Source organism: Moorena bouillonii PNG, assembly GCF_001942495.1.
GTDB classification, from domain to species: Bacteria; Cyanobacteriota; Cyanobacteriia; order Cyanobacteriales; family Coleofasciculaceae; genus Moorena; species Moorena bouillonii.
This window is the reverse complement of record NZ_MKZS01000001.1, coordinates 547,820-564,725: the sequence shown is the minus strand read 5'-3', so window position 1 is coordinate 564,725 and position 16,906 is coordinate 547,820. Positions and strand designations below refer to the sequence as shown.

Genomic DNA, 16,906 nt, shown 5'->3' with positions numbered 1-16,906 from the left:
TATGACAATATGGTAGTCTAAAATAGATTCTATGAGCCATAGAATCTCAGTCAACTCAAAAGAATGTAACCCATCAGTTGATGGATGTTGGATACGGATAAATTTGCCGACTATTCGTGATCAAGTCTGAGCAAATCAATCAGGAAATCATGGCTAAGAGCGGCTCGAAAGCGTTTGGTCTTGATACTGTCTTTTGATGGATGGCGTAAGATTCAAGTTGATGCATAATCGTCGCAGCAAGGCCATATTCTCAGGGCCATGGCCGATGCGTATGCGGCTTTGGTCTTCTTTGAAGGTCACATCTAAGACCCAGTGCAGACTATTCTCTATACTCCAATGAGAGCGAATCGAATCAGCAATCAGTGCAGCATCGGCATCCAAACAGAAACATGTAGTAGGAGGGATTGTCTGTTTGATCATTCCAAAGGGTACGTTTGCGTCGAACCATGACAATCGTCTTCAATCGGGTCCATTTCTTGGCAATTCCAAGATTGGGTACTTGGCTAATTGGTACCGCCCACACTTGACGATATTCAATCCGGTAATGGCCTGCATTAGTTGCATCGTAATAACTATAGTTAATACCCTCCCACCCAGAGGCAACCGCTTCCTTGAAGAATGCTTTGACTCTTTTATATAGCGTCTTTTGGTTAGCCTTGAGTGCCAGAATATAGTCACCCCCCTCTTTGATGATTTGCGTGGGCCTTGGTGGTTTGGGTGCCCATGGCATCAATAGTGATAGTCGTTCTGTTGATGTCCAATAGCAATAGTCAACTCAGGGATAGCGGTAATCTCATTGGAGTTGTGATCCACTTGCTGTTGAGCCAACACCATATGATGCTCATTGCTCCAAGCACTCACACTAGGTCAGGCTTTGAGCTTGCTTTGACGGTCGTAAGAGCCACGAGCGGTTTTACCATCGATGTGAATTAGCTTAATATCTAATTGAGCCGTCAGATACTCTATCCAGCGCAAGAAAAAGTCATGAAACTGTTCTGGGTCAATCAGGGCAAACACTCGCGAGCGTCGTATCGTGAGACGGTATCCCATTTGGCAACTCCAAAAGCGATGCAGCGCGGTCTTGGGGAGGCAGTGCGGTCTTGGGGGTTCCCCCCATGAGCAACTGCCGTGGTTTCCCCCACTCGCGCTTTGCATCAAGACAAGGTGGCTAACCACTCGTATTCTTCACGGGCCTTAGGTAGCGACCGCCACCATATTATCTGCTCCAGCTAAAGTGGCGCTTGATCCCAATCGCTACAATATCTACCAGCAGATGGTCTGGTTTACGCTTTGTTCTGGGGTCATCTAAGTTCTTCAGTTCATCGATAATGGTGCGTTTGACCCTTTTAACAGGAGCAGATGGCCTCGAACTGGATGTTGGTGTTGAGCATTACCCTGGTGCAAATCCTTTAGTCATGGCAATTAACCGAAGGAGAGACGATATTAGCTAGTGGAGCACGATTGAACCAATATTGTCTACAATCTCAGAGCAAGTAAGTATTACAGCCTTTTTGTCAAGTAAATCTGATCTAAAGTTAAGTGCGATTACCCTGGCACTATAGGGCTGTGAATAACGCCGATGTTGTGCTATATACTTCTATGGAGGGAAATATAAAATACTTTTTTCCAGGATACTCTCACCAGCACTTTTGTAAAGCTCCTGAAGATCCCCATACCCGCTACCGTGTATTGGCTGTAGAAGATCATAGTCAAGGTATAACCGTAGCTGGATTCTATGAGCCTATTCTTGGTCACAACCGAAGAGAAGGGCGTTTGGTCGTTTTGAACAAAATGTTGAGCGCAGTCCCCACCTAGAATCTTTGATGCGCGGTGGGGTTAGCGAAACCAATAAACAAAGCGCAGCATCCTTATTCTGGCTTTTCCTGATTCTGGACATATGCAATCAGCTTTTGTAATGGAGCTTGTGTTCCTACTGAAATCAAAGCATAGCTGCCACCCCAGAACATCGGTTTTTCTGACCAGTAAAAACGTTTTAGATGAGCTGCATACTCTTTCCGCATTAGTCGAGAGGAAACAGTTTTGAGGTTATTTACTAGCTTTGACAAGTCAATACTGGGGATAGCTTCAAACAAAACGTGGACGTGATTACTCTCCCCCCCAAATTCAATCAGTTCACAATCCCATTTTGCTAGGGTAGCCCTAAAAATGTCTTCCAAGCGTTCGAGCATCTCCCCTGTTAGGGAATTGTTTCTGAACTTAGTCACTAGTACCAAGTGATAGAGCAACCGAAATGCCGAGTTGGAGCGAGTCTTGAGTCTCCTGAAATCCATAGAGCGGTATCGGCAACTAAATTGACAACTAAATCTTAGCAAGTTAAAATATATTTGGTATTGGTTAAGTCTTTCTCCATGAGCCGGAAGCAAGCTAAAAAGCGAACTAAGCGCAAAAAGTGGCAGTCAGCGTCGTTGATCAGAACTGATGTCTGGTCGCTGTCTTTGACTCGCCATCAGCGTAATTTAGCTATTCTGACGGTGGAAGAGTACCGCCATTTCCTAAAACCTTTGGTACTAATCGCCTATTGGAATTGGTCTGCCCTGTTGGGGTTAACTGCCAAAGAACGGGTGAACACCCTGGAGAAGTTGGTTCACCAGACCGCAGATAATCCCAATCCTAAATATGGTTGGTACTTCAAAAAAGCCATCAATAACCATCCATCGTTTCGCAAGTTTCCCAGCTACCTAAGACGGGCTGCCATCCAAGACGCATTAGGGATTGTTAGCAGCTTTGTGACTCGCTGGCAGGATTGGAAACGAGGCAACAGAAAGCACCGACACGACAAGTCCCCTAAGCTTACTGCCTTCTGTAACAGCTACCCAGCTTTGTACAAAGGTCAACAAATTCGCTATAACGCTAATTTTAACGCTGTAGACCTCAAGGTTTGGAACGGTAAGGATTGGGTATGGCTATTGGCTATTCCTGTTCGTTCGTCGGGAAAAAGCCGCCATCTAGGTCAAGACAACAAACTGATGTCCCCTTCCTTAATTGCTAACGGCCGCAGCGTTCATCTGTCGATGCCCGTCGAGATCGCAATTAAGGAACTGCCGGAATCTGATTGGGTTTGTGCGGTAGACCTAGGAATTAACACCACAGCGACCTGCTCTATCGTTAGTCGGGACGGTACTGTAAAAGCGAGGAAATTTATTTCCCCCGCCAGAGACATAGACCGCCGTGACCAACGCAAGCAGCGTATTGCCACTAAGTCCAAGCAAACCCGTAAGATAACCAAAAGGAATTTGCCTCAAGGGTTCTGCAAGGGATTGTATCGCAAGTCCAAACAGATCAACGAACACATTGCTCAAGTCGTATCCAAAGCTGTAATAGACTTTGGAATCGCTCATCAAGTGAGGGTGATTGTGTTTGAGGACTTGTCAAACTGGAAGGCAAAAGGGGGTAAGCACGGCTCTCTCCAAAAGCAACGATTCCACCAATGGTGTAAAGACCGGATTGTGGAACTTGCCATCCAGAATAAGAGCGAGTTAGGCGGGAACGTCGTCAAGGTTAACGCTAAATACACCAGTGCTTATGGGTTTGATGGGTCTGGCTTAATTTCCCGCAGCAACAAAAAGTATTCCCTCGCCAGATTCAAGAACGGCAAGCGCTATAACGCCGACTTATCTGCGTCTTACAACATCGGCGCTAGATATTGGTATGCCGTGCTCACTAACGCGAAATTTACTAGGGTCTGGGAAGGCAGAAGTTCCTCCCACACGCTGAGAACGCCAGTGACGCTCAGTAGTTTATGGAAGCTATCTGAGTCCAACCTAGCATAAGAATCCCCAGCTAGAATTTTTAATTTAGCTGGGGTGCGTTCAAGGATACTTCTCATAAAAACTTGGACAAATCTAAACAAAACCAGATTGCTCTCGACAAACAAAAATATCCATTCATTAGCTTCCGCCGCAATTCATCCCACCTCCGAAAGCAGTAGCTTCGGCGTCGGATGAGTACACAGGGCAGGGCAAACCAATCTTATTTTTGTACATGCTGGCGGGGTGAGGATTTCACCAACGGTGCGACCCCGGTCGGGTTTCCCGACAAGGGTGAACGCGCACCAAGAGAATCGAGTCCGGGTTTTTATCAATTGATGAAATCATTACTGGATAAGGGTTTTGGAATTTAGATGGGGTTTGCCTCTGAAAGCGTCATAAACTGACGTTTTGTGTAAGTTTGATCGAACAGTTTAAAGATAAATATCTTCTCCTTGCTCTGTGAAGCGAACATCTTTAATATTCAACTGAGAGTTCGCAGTAAGAGTTTTACGCAAACTACCGAAAAGGGCAAATTGCTCACAAGTGGAGAGGGAGACAAACTGCCGCTGGGAATCTGGTGATAGGCGCAAATCGACGGTAGCTACACCAGTATTGGCATTGATCTTGACACGGTATCCCGATACATTAAAGTCACTGGAGTTACCAGTCTCTAAAACTTTTCCTATAACTGTATTTACTGGATTTCCTACTGGTACAGCTACCTGTTCAGATACCAGAGACTGACACTGACTGTCAGCCCGATAGACATTAAGAATTACTGGGTTAGCTCGATTGCTATTATTACTCCCTTGGCTGACTGTAGCCTTAAGCGCGACCTTACCAACCTTGGTTCCTGGTTGAGTTTCTTCCGTAGGTACAGTAATCTTAGGTAGACTAGTATTAGTGGGTACTACACCAGTGCTAGAGCTAGCCTCGGTGGCTGGTTCAGGAGATAGATTCCCTACAGGAGTTTTCTGGGAACCAGGATTGTTATCACTCACCAAACCATAGCTACTGAAACCAACGACAATTGCTGCAATCGCAACAGGAGCTAGATAGTGTTGAAAACTTTTCATTTGGCTTCGCTCAAAACAATGCTTCTAGCTGTTGTCTAAAGCAACAGTTACATCAATCCATATTCAAGGTAGAGCGTGGTTGATCAGGATAAAACAGTTAAAAAATAGAAACTTTCAAATAAAAATTGAAATCATTTTCACGCTTATATCCCAATTCTGGCGCATTAGGGCTATAGATCAATTTAATCTTGCCATCTACCGACATTCGCAACACTCGTGACACTCCCGACACTCCCGATCTCCCCATCTGCATCTGTAGTCCTACTTTGAAGAATTGGTATTAACTTTGGGGGAGGTGAAACCCAGCTACCCTGTTGTAATCGCCTTGCTATGCTAAAAGAAGTTCCCCCGTGGAGGACATCCCCGATTCAATCAACCATGACTAAACAACCAGCCCGAATCTGCATTCTCGGTGGAGGCTTTGGGGGTCTCTATACAGCCCTACGCTTAAGCCAGCTGCCTTGGGAAAAGCCCCAACAACCAGAAATTGTCTTGGTTGATCAAAATGATCGGTTCTTATTTTCACCGCTGTTGTATGAACTGATCACTAGTGAACTACAAACCTGGGAAATTGCTCCACCCTATGAAGAATTGTTAGCAAACACAGGTGTACGGTTTACTCAGGCAGCGGTAGCAGGCATTGATGTAGAACAGCAGCAGGTACAGCTAGAGACTGGAGCGGAATTTCAGTATGATCGCCTGGTGTTAGCCCTAGGTGGAGAAACCCCCCTAGAGCAGGTGCCTGGGGTGGCTGAGTATGCTATCCCGTTCCGAACTATTACTGATGCCTATCACCTGGAAGAACGCTTACGGATTTTGGAAGAATCCGATACAGATAAAATCCGGATCGCTATAGTTGGTGCAGGTTACTCTGGTGTGGAACTAGCTTGCCATCTAGCAGAACGGTTGGGAGAGCGCGGAAGGTTGCGGTTGATTGAACTCGGTGATGTGATTCTAAGAACATCAACGGACTTTAACCGAGAGGCAGCACGCAAAGCTTTGAATGAACAAAAGGTCTGGATTGATTTGGAAACCAGTGTTGAGTCCATTGGACCTGACACCATTTCTCTTTTGTATAAAGGACAGGTGGATACTATCCCCGTAGATTTAGTGCTGTGGACAGTAGGCACAAGAGTGACACCAGTTGTGCGATCGCTTCCGCTCAAACAAAACCAGCGTGGTCAGCTGGTCACCAGCCAAAGGTTACAAGTGGTTGACCATCCCGAAATTTTTGCCCTAGGTGATCTAGCGGATTGCCGAGATGCTGATAATCAACCAGTTCCCAATACAGCTCAATCCGCTTTTCAGCAAGCCGATTATGTGGGTTGGAATGTCTGGGCTTCTTTAACTGGGCGTCCCCTGCTGCCCTTCCGTTACCAGCAGTTAGGAGAGATGATGACTTTGGGGAAAGACAATGCAACTCTTACTGGTTTAGGTGTCAAGCTGGATGGTCCTTTAGCCCACATAGTGCGGCGACTTGCCTATCTTTATCGGATGCCAACTATAGAGCACCAACTGAAAGTGGGCATGAACTGGATTACTCAACCATTAACTGATCTTCTGTCTGGAACATAAAGACATACATACAGGAAAAATGAACAATTAACCATTAACAATTAACCATTAACCATGGAAAAACCGCGAGTAATTTTTCTAGATGCTGTCGGTACCCTATTTGGTGTTCAAGGGAGTGTAGGGGAAGTTTATAGTGCGATCGCTAATCAATTTGGGGTTACAGTACCTGCTTCAGCTTTGGACAAAGCCTTTGTCAAAGCCTTCGCCTCAGCAGAACCAGCGGTTTTTCCAGAAACAGATCCTGAAGAAATTCCCCAGCGAGAATTTGAATGGTGGTGGGTGATTGCCTCCCGCACCTTTGAACAAGTTGGTGTACTTGACCAGTTCACCGATTTCATTGATTTTTTTGACGAACTCTATGCCCACTTTGCCACTGGTCAACCTTGGTTAATTTATCCGGATGTTATCCCAGCTCTGAAAGCATGGCAGCATATTGGTATTGAGTTGGGTGTCGTATCAAATTTTGATTCCCGTCTCCATCTTGTCTTAAAAGCTCTAAAATTAGAAGAATTTTTCTCCTCCATCACAATTTCTACCCAAACTGGCTTTGCCAAGCCTGATCCACAGATTTTTGCTGCTGCTTTACAAAAACATCACTGTAGTGCTCAGGAGGCTTTTCATATTGGTGATAGTTTTCAACAAGACTATCAAGGTGCTCAGGCAGCTGGCTTGAGAGCATTTTTGATCAAACGCAAACCAATGACTTAACTTAAACGCGATGCTCCTAGGTCGCCGCTACGCGAACGCACCAATTGTTTTCCACAACAGTTTCTGGTTAATAAGCGGTGCTCTGGTATGGTTTGGCTGCTTCTTTGAGCATATTGGCTGCTAACTGTGAATTCTTGGTTCTGGGTAAAGGGTAACCAGCAACTCACTTTCTTTAACTGCTAACTCATCCAACCGCTGAGCTACCAGTACTCGCTCAAAATAGGTATCAGCCAGTACCCAGTAAACACCATAGTGACGAGCCTCAGATGCCATCAAGCTACGATAAAATTTTGCTAGAGATGGATCACAACAGTGAGTTGCTAGTAATCCCAAACGTTCGTGAGAACGAGCCTCGATCAGTCCAGCAACTAGTAAAGAATCCAACAACCGTTCTGGTTCGTTTCGGCGAATCTGAGTTTTCAATCCAGCTCCATAGGGTGGTGAAGAAAGGGGACCTAAGGGAATGCTACGTCTTTCTAGCCACTGGTTAACTTGCTCGAAATGTTCTAGTTCCTCACGGGCAATGACCGTCAGCTGACGCACAAGTTTACTGTAGGATGGGTAGCGAAACATTAAATTCAGTGCTACTCCAGCCGCTTTACGTTCACAATGGGAATGGTCGAGTAAAATAACATCAAGGTTTGCAAGGGCTTGCTCGATCCAAGCCTGGCTAGTAGGTTGTTTGAGGGTATTAATCAAAGGCAGACCAGAAGAAGACACGGTTTTTGTTCAAATCAAAGTAGTTGGCTTGTTTATTGCAGACAGGCTTTGGTATCGGTAGGCGATGGTATTAATTTTAACTGAATTGTGTCAATCCCCGTATTGTTAAGGTGCAGGTGTAATCTTGTCAAAAACTGGGTTCAATACCCGCTTTTTTAGCAACAAGTTGCGTCGGAAACCCCGACTTACCCGTAGTAAATCCGGGTAATTCATGATAAATTTACATAGATACTACACATAGACACTTATAAGACAAGTTAAACTAGCTAGTTGAGCCTATTCTTCAAACTATTACACTTAACGACTCTATTCAGGAATAGCAAATCTCTTAAAAGGAAGACCACTCTGAAAAAATAGGTGCATCAATCTATAAATAGGTATGAGGCTAATGGTATTAGGTTTTAGGTACAACACAAGCAGTTGATAGCCTCTGTGCTTGAGGAGGGGTGCTTCATACCCTGGTCATAAACCGCTTAGCCATTTAACCTAGAACTCTGATGCCTAAAGCCATTAAACTTAAATTTTATGAAGGGGTCTACCTGATATTTAACGCAATTAAATTTGGATAAGTAAAGTAATGACCCACCGTCGTATTGTTATCGGTGACGTTCATGGTCACTATAATCCTCTTATGGCCTTATTGGATGCGATCGCGCCCACTAGTGACGACACCGTTTATTTTCTTGGAGACTTGATTGATCGAGGACCGATGAGTTCTCAGGTTGTGGAATTTGTCAAGCAAAACGCTCACCCCTGTTTATTAGGTAATCATGAGCTGATGTTACTAGAAATTATAGGTAACAATTCAGTACCTAACTCAACAAGACAAGCCTGGCTCTATAGTGGTGGTGAAAGTACTATCAACAGCTATGGTGGAAAAGTCTCCCAAGATCACCTTGATTGGATCAAAACACTGCCAACCTACATTGATTTAGGAGATACCTGGCTAGTTCATGCTGGGGTTAATCCTCGCATGACCATTGAGGATCAAACCGTTGAGCAATTTTGTTGGATTCGGGATGAATTTCACAGTATGCGTGAACCTTACTTTCTCGACAAGCTGATCATCACGGGTCACACCATGACTTTCACCTTACCAGGAGTGGCTCCCGGTACCATAGCCCAAGGTTGTGGTTGGCTAGATATAGACACTGGTGCTTATCATCCCAAAAGTGGTTGGATGACCGGTCTAGACATTACCAATAATCTTGTTTATCAAGTTAACGTCTTTCGGGGTGATGTTCGCCAATTCCCCTTGGAAGAAGCCGTGACCAAGATAGAACCTAGTAAAATACGCCGACGTCAAGTATTGAGTACCTCGTGAGGGTGATAGAGGTTAACAAAAAGACTATTGAGCAAACTTCCTGCTCTTGAGATAGCTGTGCTTATCTGAGCACTCGCCCTCCACGACCTGTTGTCCTTTTGAGGGCAGCTTTTTTCTGGTTGCGGACTACACGAGTTTTGTTTTTGTAAGCCCGATTGTTTAATCCATCACCAACATAGGCACGATTTGAATCGATAGACTGCTCCAAGAAATCAATTCGGTCTGCTGTTGACGGATGAGTACTCAGAAATCCTGGAATAGAGCCTCTTTGCTTGAGGAGTTTTTTCATAAAGTCTAGTGATCCTATCGGAGCATAGCCTGCTTGTTTTAAGTTCTTGATACCTAGTTCATCCGCTTCAAACTCATGCTGACGACTCTTGGGACGACGTAGTGCGAATTCCACGCCCAGATTAACCATCGTGCTGCTATCAACTCCAGCCGCTTCTGCTAAACCTCTAGCGATCGCGGCTTGCCTAATTTGCTGGATACTATGACGAGCTACAATATGACCAATCTCATGAGCTATCACACTTGCCAGTTGAGCTTCATTGTCTGCTGCTGCGATTAAACCCGTGTTAATATAAACAAATCCTCCCATAGTAGCAAAAGCATTAATATTAGCATCATCGACCACCTGGAATGTATAGTTAATGTTTGGACGTTCGCTGCTTTTAGCTAGTCGCTGACCAATTTGATCAACATAGCGATTAATTTCCCGATTGCGATAGAGCTTAAATTGCTTGCTAACAAGTTGCTGATTAATTTGCTGACCAATTTGGACTTCCTGTTGATCAGACATATTAGATAACTGGATAATCTGAATACCACGCAATAGCAGCTCTAACCAGGGAACCCCTTGGGCAACCTGAGCTGTTCCCACCACCAGACTCAGGGATAGAAGCATGCTGATTAACGGATACAACAAACGACGTCGATAACGGGAGTAAATCGATAATATATTGCTTAACATAGCAAAATTATGAATTATTAAATCGAAAAGAGATTATTTTAGCTATTTGTCCCGAAAAAGGGTTTGCAGCCATGGCTTGCTGTAGAGGAGCCTTGTCTTTAACATCATAAGTCAACTCTCTACTAGGAGTTGTCTACCATAATTACTGACCAGTAGCATTCCTCGTTATGGTTGAACCCCAAATAGGGTAATATGTTCCACAGACAAACCCGGTGTTCGTTACTCTCACTCACCACTTATGGATAACTTTAATTATAGGTATTAGTTATGAGGTATTAGGTACATCAAAAGCAGTTAACAGCCGACCTGCTTTAAGAATAGCCCTTGATAACTAGGTTAGAAACCCCTTAGCCATTCAACCTAGAGCCAGCGAACCTTAAGGAGTTATCTTTAACACTATACAATTTTCACAAAAACACCTAACCAATTTTATGGCTATTGTAGATTCTAAAGGACGTTTGTTTGGCAAGGTGAGCATTATCGACTTCGGTGCTGCCTTGGTGATTTTGTTGGTAGTTGTAGGAATTTTCTTCTTTCCTGGTGAGTCTGGTTCCGTTGCCCAACTCAATAGCACCAAACCAGTAGAAGTAGATGTTATTGTCCGGGGGTTAAGCTTGCTTGAACCAGATGTGTTGGTCAATCAGTTGGAGGAGACCAAGAAGACTAATATTGTTATTCGTAAGCAACCCTATGGTCAGGTTGACGTCAAATCTGTCAAAATTCTGCGTAGAAGTGTCCTGGTGCCACAACCAGATGGCTCTATCAAAGAACTACCAGATCCCAGACCTAGCTTTTATGGGATTAATATGTTACTGACCTTAGGTGGTAAAGCAACAATCACCAAAGATGGAGTAGTGTTGGGCAATAGCAAGATTAAAATTGGTACCCCGGTAGAGTTAGAAGGTAGAGATTATAACTTCAACGCCAGTGTGATTAATGTCAGAGTAGAATAATCACGAGTGATGGGGTCAATTTAACTAAGAATTGATGCCATAGACCCCACACGCTTCGCACCCGCAAGGGAGGGCTTGACCTCACTTAGTATCAGCTTTTTGCACCGAAGCATCATTGATTCCCAGGGTAAGCCGTAGAGGTTTCTGGTAAGGATAGGCTCTAGCAACTTGCCGGTAAACGTCATAATTAGTAGGTAGTGTAACTATCTGTGCTCCCTCTTTATAGGTGATATCGTATTTAACTGTACGCAACAGCTCTGGCTTGCTAGGCTTATGATGAAGTGGCTGACGCTGTTCTACCTCATCAATGCTTGGTTTTGGTGGGACAACTGGCCACCATAACCCCTTGTCATCAGGTCCTGTTACAGCACCTTCTGGTTTCTCACCATTGCGGTTGACTACGGACTTGGAAGCAAACTCCTCAACATCGGGATCTCTATCAGTTGTTGAATTAATAGAATACTCAACTCGCCAGGTTAAGGTGGTTAGTGCTGTAGCTTCATACTCAGTAATAATCACAGTGTTACAACTGCTAAGCACTACTGCTACACAAAAGCCGATCAACATCAAGATAATCTGGCGACGCCGGAAAATGCGATCAAGTAGGACATGGAAACTAGTCAAATTCACTCCACCCCATCCAAACTTACGACTAAATGCAATTTGCTCCCCTATACCCTATTCTGTATCAAATTCTCAAACCTGCCTTTCCCAATTGCCTGTGGTCAGGAGCAACGGATTCACCTGCGATCGCACTGACCTTCGATGATGGACCCCATCCACACTACACTCCCAAGTTACTGCAAGTTTTAAACCGCTACCAAGTCAGAGCAAGTTTTTTCTGGTTGGGCGTTTGCGTAAACCAAGCCCCCAGTGTCGCCAGAGAAGTTTACCAACAAGGTCACTGGTTGGGACTCCATGGATATTACCATCAGTCTTTTCCCTTTCTAAAACGGGATGCCCTTAAGCAGAGTTTGCTCCTTACCCAAGACGCGATCGCTCAAGCTTGTCAGATTCAGCCAGACAAGGTAAAAGATGTTCGTCCCCCTAACGGATTATTTACGCCCCGAACCTTGAATATACTGCACCAGTGGAACTATAGATCAGTAATGTGGAGTGTTGTCCCAGAAGACTGGAAACGTCCTGGTGTCAGTATAATCGTGGAGCGAGTCCTAAAGCAGGTTCAAAACGGTTCCCTGATCGTCTTACATGATGGTTATTATGGAGGACAAGATGTGGTTGAAACTACGGCTGAGTTAATTCCTCAGCTATTGCACCAAGGTTACAAGTTTGTTAGTATTAACCAGCTATGGCAGGAAAATTAGTAGTGCATGTTAATTGACTTAAGGTTTTCTCGCTGACTGCACCGTAAACTCCTATAAAAATTGCTTTGCTAGACGCTTCCGGTTTTCCATCTCCGGAACTCCTGTAGTGAACTACTCAAGTTCAAATACCTACTATATATACTACATATAGAGTATAATATCGATTATAACGCTATATGTAGTGCTCAGCTAATCTGATAAATTTTAAAAAGAATGAGCAAAACGTAAAAATTAAAATTAGAAATTAAAATAATGATCAACCGAAAGCTCTATCGGACAAGGAGAGTTGCTTCCCCTACCCAATGTTGAGATCGTCTTTCTCTGGACTATTTCAGATGCCCTGCTTCACCATTCCCTTACGCAGGAATAGGGAATTAGGAGCTGGTTAAATGAACTTAATTGGCAGTACTTTCACTTAGGGTCTTACTACATTGGTTAAGTTTATGTGTTACAAGAGTAATGCAAAATAATCATTACCTAGCCCCAGAGCTTGTCAATGGTTATCATACAGGACAAGTTAATTAACTTAGTGAAGTCCAACTGTCTGTCTGTCGGGTTTTATAGAACATTAGTACTAAAATAGTGACTATATTCTAGGCATAAGGGAAAGTGGGTACTTATTGCTACACTTTCTCAAAGCTTTTGACCAGATAAATAAGCTAAATTTTTCAGATAAACACTAGAGCAAAATTTTGTAAATAAGGCTACAATCAAAAAGTCTTCCCAAAATTCAGTATTAACACTTAAATGGATAGTAGATTCACTGCAAGTTAAGTCCAAGGAAATAGAGTCGATCTAATTCCTACGGCTGAAGCGATTCGACCCACCATAGGGTGCAACAAACAAGGTTCTCACTGACTAAGCTATCTTAAGTAGATCAACGGACATCATCTACTGGTCTGAAACTGAAGGAGCATGAGGAAAAAACATGACCCAGGCAAATGAATTACTCGCAACAATCGCTCAACCTCAGAGCGATTTAGAAGTCTTGATTGAGGATGACGTGAACCGAGATGATTTGGTGGACGCTCAACCGGATGAGGAGAATACTAAGCCTGGTAAGGGGCGATCTAACCGTCGCCGAACCCAAAGCAAAAAGAAGCACTATACAGAAGATTCAATTCGCCTCTATTTGCAGGAAATTGGCAGGATTCGTCTACTCAGAGCTGATGAAGAAATTGAATTAGCCCGTAAAATTGCTGATTTGTTGGAATTAGAACGAGTGCGGGAGCGCTTGTTTGAGCAGTTAGACCGGGAACCTGGAGATCGGGAATGGGCAACAGAGGTCGATATGGAGCTGCCAGCTTTCCGTTACCGCTTACACGTCGGTCGGCGGGCTAAGGAAAAAATGGTGCAGTCTAACCTCCGTTTGGTGGTTTCCATCGCCAAAAAATATATGAATCGAGGACTTTCATTCCAAGACTTGATTCAAGAAGGTTCTCTAGGTTTAATCCGGGCTGCGGAAAAATTTGACCACGAAAAAGGCTACAAGTTTTCCACTTATGCTACGTGGTGGATTCGTCAAGCTATTACTCGTGCCATTGCTGACCAGTCCCGGACTATCCGCTTACCCGTTCACCTTTATGAAACCATCTCGCGGATTAAGAAAACCACTAAACTTCTTTCTCAAGAAATGGGTCGCAAGCCCACAGAAGAGGAAATTGCAGATCGGATGGAAATGACCATCGAGAAGTTGCGATTCATTGCCAAATCAGCTCAACTTCCCATCTCCTTAGAAACACCTATTGGTAAAGAAGAAGACTCCCGCTTGGGAGACTTTATTGAAGCCGATGGTGAAACCCCAGAAGATCAGGTTTCCAAAAATCTACTCCGGGAAGATCTAGAAAGTGTCCTTGATACCCTTAGTCCCCGGGAACGTGACGTACTGCGTCTACGCTATGGATTAGATGATGGACGGATGAAGACTTTGGAAGAAATTGGCCAAATCTTTAACGTGACGCGGGAACGGATTCGACAAATTGAAGCTAAAGCCCTTCGCAAACTACGCCATCCAAATCGCAATAGCATTCTCAAGGAATATATCCGATAGAAAACCCTGCTGCTTGATAGCAATCAGGGTTTTCTGTTATCGCTGTATCTACTGGGTGGGGAATAGGGAGTCACTATGAAGTCTGGTTAATCACATATAATACGGTTGGTGCCATGCATGTTAATCGTCAATTGACACCTAACAACTTTTAATTTTCAATTTTCACTTGGCTATCAACCAAACATGATAAGTATTCAAACAGGCATTGTATCACATTCCTTACCCCAATTCCTATCCAGAAATCAGTTCCGGTGCGCTTTCCCTTTGAAGAATTAAATTACGGGGTCGCACCGTTTTGATATTTTAGCTGACATTCCGTAGAACAAACTATGGAATCAGCTAAAAACACATAAGAAAGCTGGAGTTCTAGTGTTGAACTCCAGCTATTTATTGAGATTGACAAATTTAACTAACTATTGGGAACTACATTAAGCCCAAAAAGTGTAGTACACCTTGACCAGTAATATATTCTGTGACTAAAGCAGCGATGAAACCGATCATAGCTAGACGACCATTTAAGTTTTCTGCTTTAGAGGTGAAACCGAATTTGGCTTCGTTAGACTCTTGATTGGACATTGTTCTTTGCTCCGCTAATTTACTCTGTGTAGCCCGTTTATATTAAAAAATGTAACAAATTATTGGCTAAATGTCAATTATCTGCATAGCCAACCGGGATGAATTGTGTATAAAGTCTTAGTTCATCAATGATGTAAACTTATGTGAAGCATAATTTCCTGTTTTCATCATGATCTCTCGTCGCGCATTTCTCAGCAGTCTGTTGGCTAGCTTTATCGTTTTGCTAGCTTGGATAAATTTTCCCAACCCTGCCCATGCTCTCGGTGGCAAACAACTTCCTCTCAATAAACCCGCACCCGAGTTCACCCTACCAACTAATACTGGTAAGGGTCAGGTGTCCCTCTCGGATTATCAAGGTCATTGGGTTGTACTTTATTTCTATCCCAAAGACTTTACTAGTGGTTGCACCTTGGAAGCTCAGCGATTTCAGCAAGATTTGCCCAAATACATAAAGAGAAATGTGCAGATCCTAGGGGTGAGCGTGGATGATGTCGATTCTCACGCCGAGTTTTGTGACTCAGAGGGTTTACAGTTCCCACTTTTAGCTGACACCGATGGCTCTGTCAGCAAGGCTTATGGTTCTTGGTTAGGTATTATGTCCCTACGCCATACCTATATCATTGATCCAGAAGGAATTCTACGGAAAATATTCCTTGGTGTAAGACCAGCAATTCATAGCACCGAAGTACTGGCTAGCCTGGATGAGTTAATTTCTACTCCTTGGTGGGTTGATTTGCTACTAAGGATTAAGCTTTAACAAGATTTATGCATTGATCAGGTCTAATATCTCTGGTCTAATATCTCTGGTCTAATATCTATAGATAGAGTTTAACCAAATCAACTCATTTCTAGATATAGCTCTACATATAGCTTGAGTGCCTAAGTCCTATTTAAGCTTCCTTAAAGGAGGCTACTGAAAGCAAGCTGAGTAGCGAAGCCGGATCATCAACAGTAGCGCTGGTTAGCTGAACATTGTCAATGATTAGTCCAGACTGAGTTTGATTACTCAATTCATTCACAACACCAAAGCCTAGGCTGTAGGTTCCAGGTGTAGTGAAGGTATGAGTAAATGTTTGAAATCCGGTTTGGTGGTAAAAGTTGTTCGGTGCTTGACTAAAAACTCCTAGGATGGGGTTAGCTAATTCATAGACAATTTGGGACTTGGGAGAACTAAGGCAAACGAAAGCGAAGTCGGCAACAATAGCCTCATCTCCCACGTCTTCATTGGTGAGAAAATTCCAATCAAAGGTTAAGGTATCACCAAGACCAGGGGTAATAATTTGTTGGATAGCAGCACCTCTGACTACCTTGCTAGAAGTACCACATATGCCAACGGTGTCTAAAATTTTCTGGGCAATACAATCGAGAGTTCCTGTGGACAGGTATAAAAACTCTTCCAGTTTAGAGGCTGATGGGGCTTTTGGCTGACCTGTTCTGGTGACTTCGGTATTGCTAGTTCTGAGTAAAAGTTGCTTTTCTCCCTCTGTTGGAGTAATGCCAAAACTAGCTCTTTTGATCCCGCCTGGTCCTAGCTTTTGCCAGCCTTTGAGTCCTTCTTCAAAGCCACCATTAACTAATTTAACTGGTTCCTCAGCACTAGAAAAACTAGAGGAGTCAACCAGATAGTTGATTTCTTTTCTTAAGGTGGACTGTTTTGGCATTTGAGACGTGGACATAAAATTAATTTTTCTAGAACGCTAAAGGTTGAAACGACGATGATTCCAGAAAAATCAGAGGCAATCTTAACTTTTGACATGAGCACCAACCGTATTAACACCCTGATTAATCTGATCAGTTTGATGATCGTCTAATGACTAATGAACGTATTGTGTAAATTTTTACACGGTTGTTTAATTAAA

At 43.6% G+C, this 16,906-nt stretch carries 20 protein-coding genes; 9 read left to right on the top strand and 11 right to left on the bottom strand.

Annotated elements, in window-relative coordinates; genetic code table 11:
- Positions 1 to 153: 153 nt before the first annotated feature.
- From BJP37_RS44500 to BJP37_RS38250, 3 genes are all read right to left on the bottom strand, one after another.
- Positions 154 to 420: an ISAs1 family transposase gene (locus BJP37_RS44500; RefSeq protein WP_143727436.1), complete on the bottom strand. Its 267-nt coding sequence runs from the start codon at positions 418 to 420 to the stop codon at positions 154 to 156.
- Positions 353 to 730, bottom strand: a complete 378-nt coding sequence (locus BJP37_RS34120; RefSeq protein ID WP_081431037.1) for an ISAs1 family transposase — start codon at positions 728 to 730, stop codon at positions 353 to 355. Before BJP37_RS34120 ends, BJP37_RS44500 begins: the two co-directional genes overlap by 68 nt.
- A 137-nt stretch (positions 731 to 867) precedes the next feature.
- Positions 868 to 1,050, bottom strand: coding sequence for a hypothetical protein (locus BJP37_RS38250; protein ID WP_075896191.1), 183 nt, complete (start codon positions 1,048 to 1,050; stop codon positions 868 to 870).
- 278 nt (positions 1,051 to 1,328) lie between these two features.
- On the opposite strand from BJP37_RS38250, the gene BJP37_RS43195 reads away from it, so the two are divergent.
- Positions 1,329 to 1,451, top strand: a complete 123-nt coding sequence (locus BJP37_RS43195; RefSeq protein ID WP_269086935.1) for a hypothetical protein — start codon at positions 1,329 to 1,331, stop codon at positions 1,449 to 1,451.
- Positions 1,452 to 1,868: 417 nt separating this feature from the next.
- Here BJP37_RS43195 and tnpA read toward each other — a convergent pair whose 3' ends face one another.
- Entirely contained in the window at positions 1,869 to 2,291 is a 423-nt protein-coding gene (gene tnpA / locus BJP37_RS02415; protein WP_075896187.1) for an IS200/IS605 family transposase, read from the bottom strand.
- Positions 2,292 to 2,369: 78 nt separating this feature from the next.
- Between tnpA and BJP37_RS02410 the strand changes: the two genes are divergently transcribed.
- Positions 2,370 to 3,791: an IS200/IS605 family element transposase accessory protein TnpB gene (locus BJP37_RS02410; protein WP_075896185.1), complete on the top strand. Its 1,422-nt coding sequence runs from the start codon at positions 2,370 to 2,372 to the stop codon at positions 3,789 to 3,791.
- Positions 3,792 to 4,201: 410 nt separating this feature from the next.
- Here the strand turns inward: BJP37_RS02410 and BJP37_RS02405 are convergent, their stop codons facing one another.
- Positions 4,202 to 4,846, bottom strand: coding sequence for a hypothetical protein (locus BJP37_RS02405; RefSeq protein ID WP_075896183.1), 645 nt, complete (start codon positions 4,844 to 4,846; stop codon positions 4,202 to 4,204).
- 97 nt (positions 4,847 to 4,943) lie between these two features.
- The gene (locus BJP37_RS38245) at positions 4,944 to 5,093 is read right to left on the bottom strand and encodes a hypothetical protein (protein WP_158069364.1); all 150 of its coding nucleotides are present in this window, start codon (positions 5,091 to 5,093) and stop codon (positions 4,944 to 4,946) included.
- Positions 5,094 to 5,224: 131 nt separating this feature from the next.
- Here BJP37_RS38245 and BJP37_RS02400 point away from each other — a divergent pair, with 131 nt between their 5' ends.
- Positions 5,225 to 6,421, top strand: coding sequence for an NAD(P)/FAD-dependent oxidoreductase (locus BJP37_RS02400; RefSeq protein WP_075905689.1), 1,197 nt, complete (start codon positions 5,225 to 5,227; stop codon positions 6,419 to 6,421).
- Between the two features lie 54 nt (positions 6,422 to 6,475).
- Positions 6,476 to 7,129: an HAD-IA family hydrolase gene (locus BJP37_RS02395; RefSeq protein WP_075896180.1), complete on the top strand. Its 654-nt coding sequence runs from the start codon at positions 6,476 to 6,478 to the stop codon at positions 7,127 to 7,129.
- Positions 7,130 to 7,249: 120 nt separating this feature from the next.
- Here the strand turns inward: BJP37_RS02395 and BJP37_RS02390 are convergent, their stop codons facing one another.
- Positions 7,250 to 7,849 (bottom strand): MiaE family protein, encoded by a 600-nt coding sequence (locus BJP37_RS02390; RefSeq protein ID WP_075896178.1) that lies wholly within the window; start codon positions 7,847 to 7,849, stop codon positions 7,250 to 7,252.
- Between the two features lie 577 nt (positions 7,850 to 8,426).
- On the opposite strand from BJP37_RS02390, the gene BJP37_RS02385 reads away from it, so the two are divergent.
- Entirely contained in the window at positions 8,427 to 9,173 is a 747-nt protein-coding gene (locus BJP37_RS02385) for a metallophosphoesterase family protein (protein ID WP_075896176.1), read from the top strand.
- Between the two features lie 61 nt (positions 9,174 to 9,234).
- Here BJP37_RS02385 and BJP37_RS02380 read toward each other — a convergent pair whose 3' ends face one another.
- Positions 9,235 to 10,143 carry a M48 family metallopeptidase gene (locus BJP37_RS02380; RefSeq protein WP_075896174.1) on the bottom strand — a complete coding sequence of 303 codons (909 nt, stop codon included), beginning with the start codon at positions 10,141 to 10,143 and terminating at the stop codon, positions 9,235 to 9,237.
- Between the two features lie 431 nt (positions 10,144 to 10,574).
- Between BJP37_RS02380 and BJP37_RS02375 the strand changes: the two genes are divergently transcribed.
- Positions 10,575 to 11,096 (top strand): DUF4330 domain-containing protein, encoded by a 522-nt coding sequence (locus tag BJP37_RS02375; RefSeq protein ID WP_075896172.1) that lies wholly within the window; start codon positions 10,575 to 10,577, stop codon positions 11,094 to 11,096.
- 81 nt (positions 11,097 to 11,177) lie between these two features.
- On the opposite strand, the gene BJP37_RS02370 is transcribed toward BJP37_RS02375, so the two are convergent.
- Positions 11,178 to 11,726, bottom strand: coding sequence for a hypothetical protein (locus tag BJP37_RS02370; RefSeq protein WP_143727435.1), 549 nt, complete (start codon positions 11,724 to 11,726; stop codon positions 11,178 to 11,180).
- A 26-nt stretch (positions 11,727 to 11,752) separates the two neighbouring features.
- Between BJP37_RS02370 and BJP37_RS02365 the strand changes: the two genes are divergently transcribed.
- Complete coding sequence (locus BJP37_RS02365; RefSeq protein ID WP_075896170.1) at positions 11,753 to 12,421, top strand: polysaccharide deacetylase family protein; 669 nt, start codon at positions 11,753 to 11,755, stop codon at positions 12,419 to 12,421.
- Between the two features lie 928 nt (positions 12,422 to 13,349).
- Entirely contained in the window at positions 13,350 to 14,471 is a 1,122-nt protein-coding gene (gene rpoD / locus BJP37_RS02360) for an RNA polymerase sigma factor RpoD (RefSeq protein WP_075896168.1), read from the top strand.
- Between the two features lie 423 nt (positions 14,472 to 14,894).
- On the opposite strand, the gene BJP37_RS02355 is transcribed toward rpoD, so the two are convergent.
- A complete protein-coding gene (locus BJP37_RS02355) occupies positions 14,895 to 15,047 on the bottom strand; it encodes a CAB/ELIP/HLIP family chlorophyll-binding protein (protein ID WP_070390973.1) in 153 nt (50 codons plus the stop codon).
- Between the two features lie 169 nt (positions 15,048 to 15,216).
- Between BJP37_RS02355 and BJP37_RS02350 the strand changes: the two genes are divergently transcribed.
- Complete coding sequence (locus BJP37_RS02350; RefSeq protein WP_075896166.1) at positions 15,217 to 15,804, top strand: peroxiredoxin; 588 nt, start codon at positions 15,217 to 15,219, stop codon at positions 15,802 to 15,804.
- Between the two features lie 133 nt (positions 15,805 to 15,937).
- Here BJP37_RS02350 and BJP37_RS02345 read toward each other — a convergent pair whose 3' ends face one another.
- Entirely contained in the window at positions 15,938 to 16,723 is a 786-nt protein-coding gene (locus BJP37_RS02345) for a hypothetical protein (RefSeq protein ID WP_143727434.1), read from the bottom strand.
- Positions 16,724 to 16,906 lie beyond the last annotated feature (183 nt).

Excerpts from the sequence above, each read along its gene's own strand:
- BJP37_RS44500 (WP_143727436.1), bottom strand. The coding sequence starts at position 420 with ATGATCAAACAGACAATCCCTCCTACTACATGTTTCTGTTTGGATGCC.
- BJP37_RS34120 (WP_081431037.1), bottom strand. The coding sequence starts at position 730 with ATGCCATGGGCACCCAAACCACCAAGGCCCACGCAAATCATCAAAGAG.
- BJP37_RS38250 (WP_075896191.1), bottom strand. The coding sequence starts at position 1,050 with ATGGGATACCGTCTCACGATACGACGCTCGCGAGTGTTTGCCCTGATT.
- BJP37_RS43195 (WP_269086935.1), top strand. The coding sequence starts at position 1,329 with ATGGTGCGTTTGACCCTTTTAACAGGAGCAGATGGCCTCGAACTGGAT.
- tnpA (WP_075896187.1), bottom strand. The coding sequence starts at position 2,291 with ATGGATTTCAGGAGACTCAAGACTCGCTCCAACTCGGCATTTCGGTTG.
- BJP37_RS02410 (WP_075896185.1), top strand. The coding sequence starts at position 2,370 with ATGAGCCGGAAGCAAGCTAAAAAGCGAACTAAGCGCAAAAAGTGGCAG.
- BJP37_RS02405 (WP_075896183.1), bottom strand. The coding sequence starts at position 4,846 with ATGAAAAGTTTTCAACACTATCTAGCTCCTGTTGCGATTGCAGCAATT.
- BJP37_RS38245 (WP_158069364.1), bottom strand. The coding sequence starts at position 5,093 with ATGGGGAGATCGGGAGTGTCGGGAGTGTCACGAGTGTTGCGAATGTCG.
- BJP37_RS02400 (WP_075905689.1), top strand. The coding sequence starts at position 5,225 with ATGACTAAACAACCAGCCCGAATCTGCATTCTCGGTGGAGGCTTTGGG.
- BJP37_RS02395 (WP_075896180.1), top strand. The coding sequence starts at position 6,476 with ATGGAAAAACCGCGAGTAATTTTTCTAGATGCTGTCGGTACCCTATTT.
- BJP37_RS02385 (WP_075896176.1), top strand. The coding sequence starts at position 8,427 with ATGACCCACCGTCGTATTGTTATCGGTGACGTTCATGGTCACTATAAT.
- BJP37_RS02380 (WP_075896174.1), bottom strand. The coding sequence starts at position 10,143 with ATGTTAAGCAATATATTATCGATTTACTCCCGTTATCGACGTCGTTTG.
- BJP37_RS02375 (WP_075896172.1), top strand. The coding sequence starts at position 10,575 with ATGGCTATTGTAGATTCTAAAGGACGTTTGTTTGGCAAGGTGAGCATT.
- BJP37_RS02365 (WP_075896170.1), top strand. The coding sequence starts at position 11,753 with ATGCAATTTGCTCCCCTATACCCTATTCTGTATCAAATTCTCAAACCT.
- rpoD (WP_075896168.1), top strand. The coding sequence starts at position 13,350 with ATGACCCAGGCAAATGAATTACTCGCAACAATCGCTCAACCTCAGAGC.
- BJP37_RS02355 (WP_070390973.1), bottom strand. The coding sequence starts at position 15,047 with ATGTCCAATCAAGAGTCTAACGAAGCCAAATTCGGTTTCACCTCTAAA.
- BJP37_RS02350 (WP_075896166.1), top strand. The coding sequence starts at position 15,217 with ATGATCTCTCGTCGCGCATTTCTCAGCAGTCTGTTGGCTAGCTTTATC.
- BJP37_RS02345 (WP_143727434.1), bottom strand. The coding sequence starts at position 16,723 with ATGTCCACGTCTCAAATGCCAAAACAGTCCACCTTAAGAAAAGAAATC.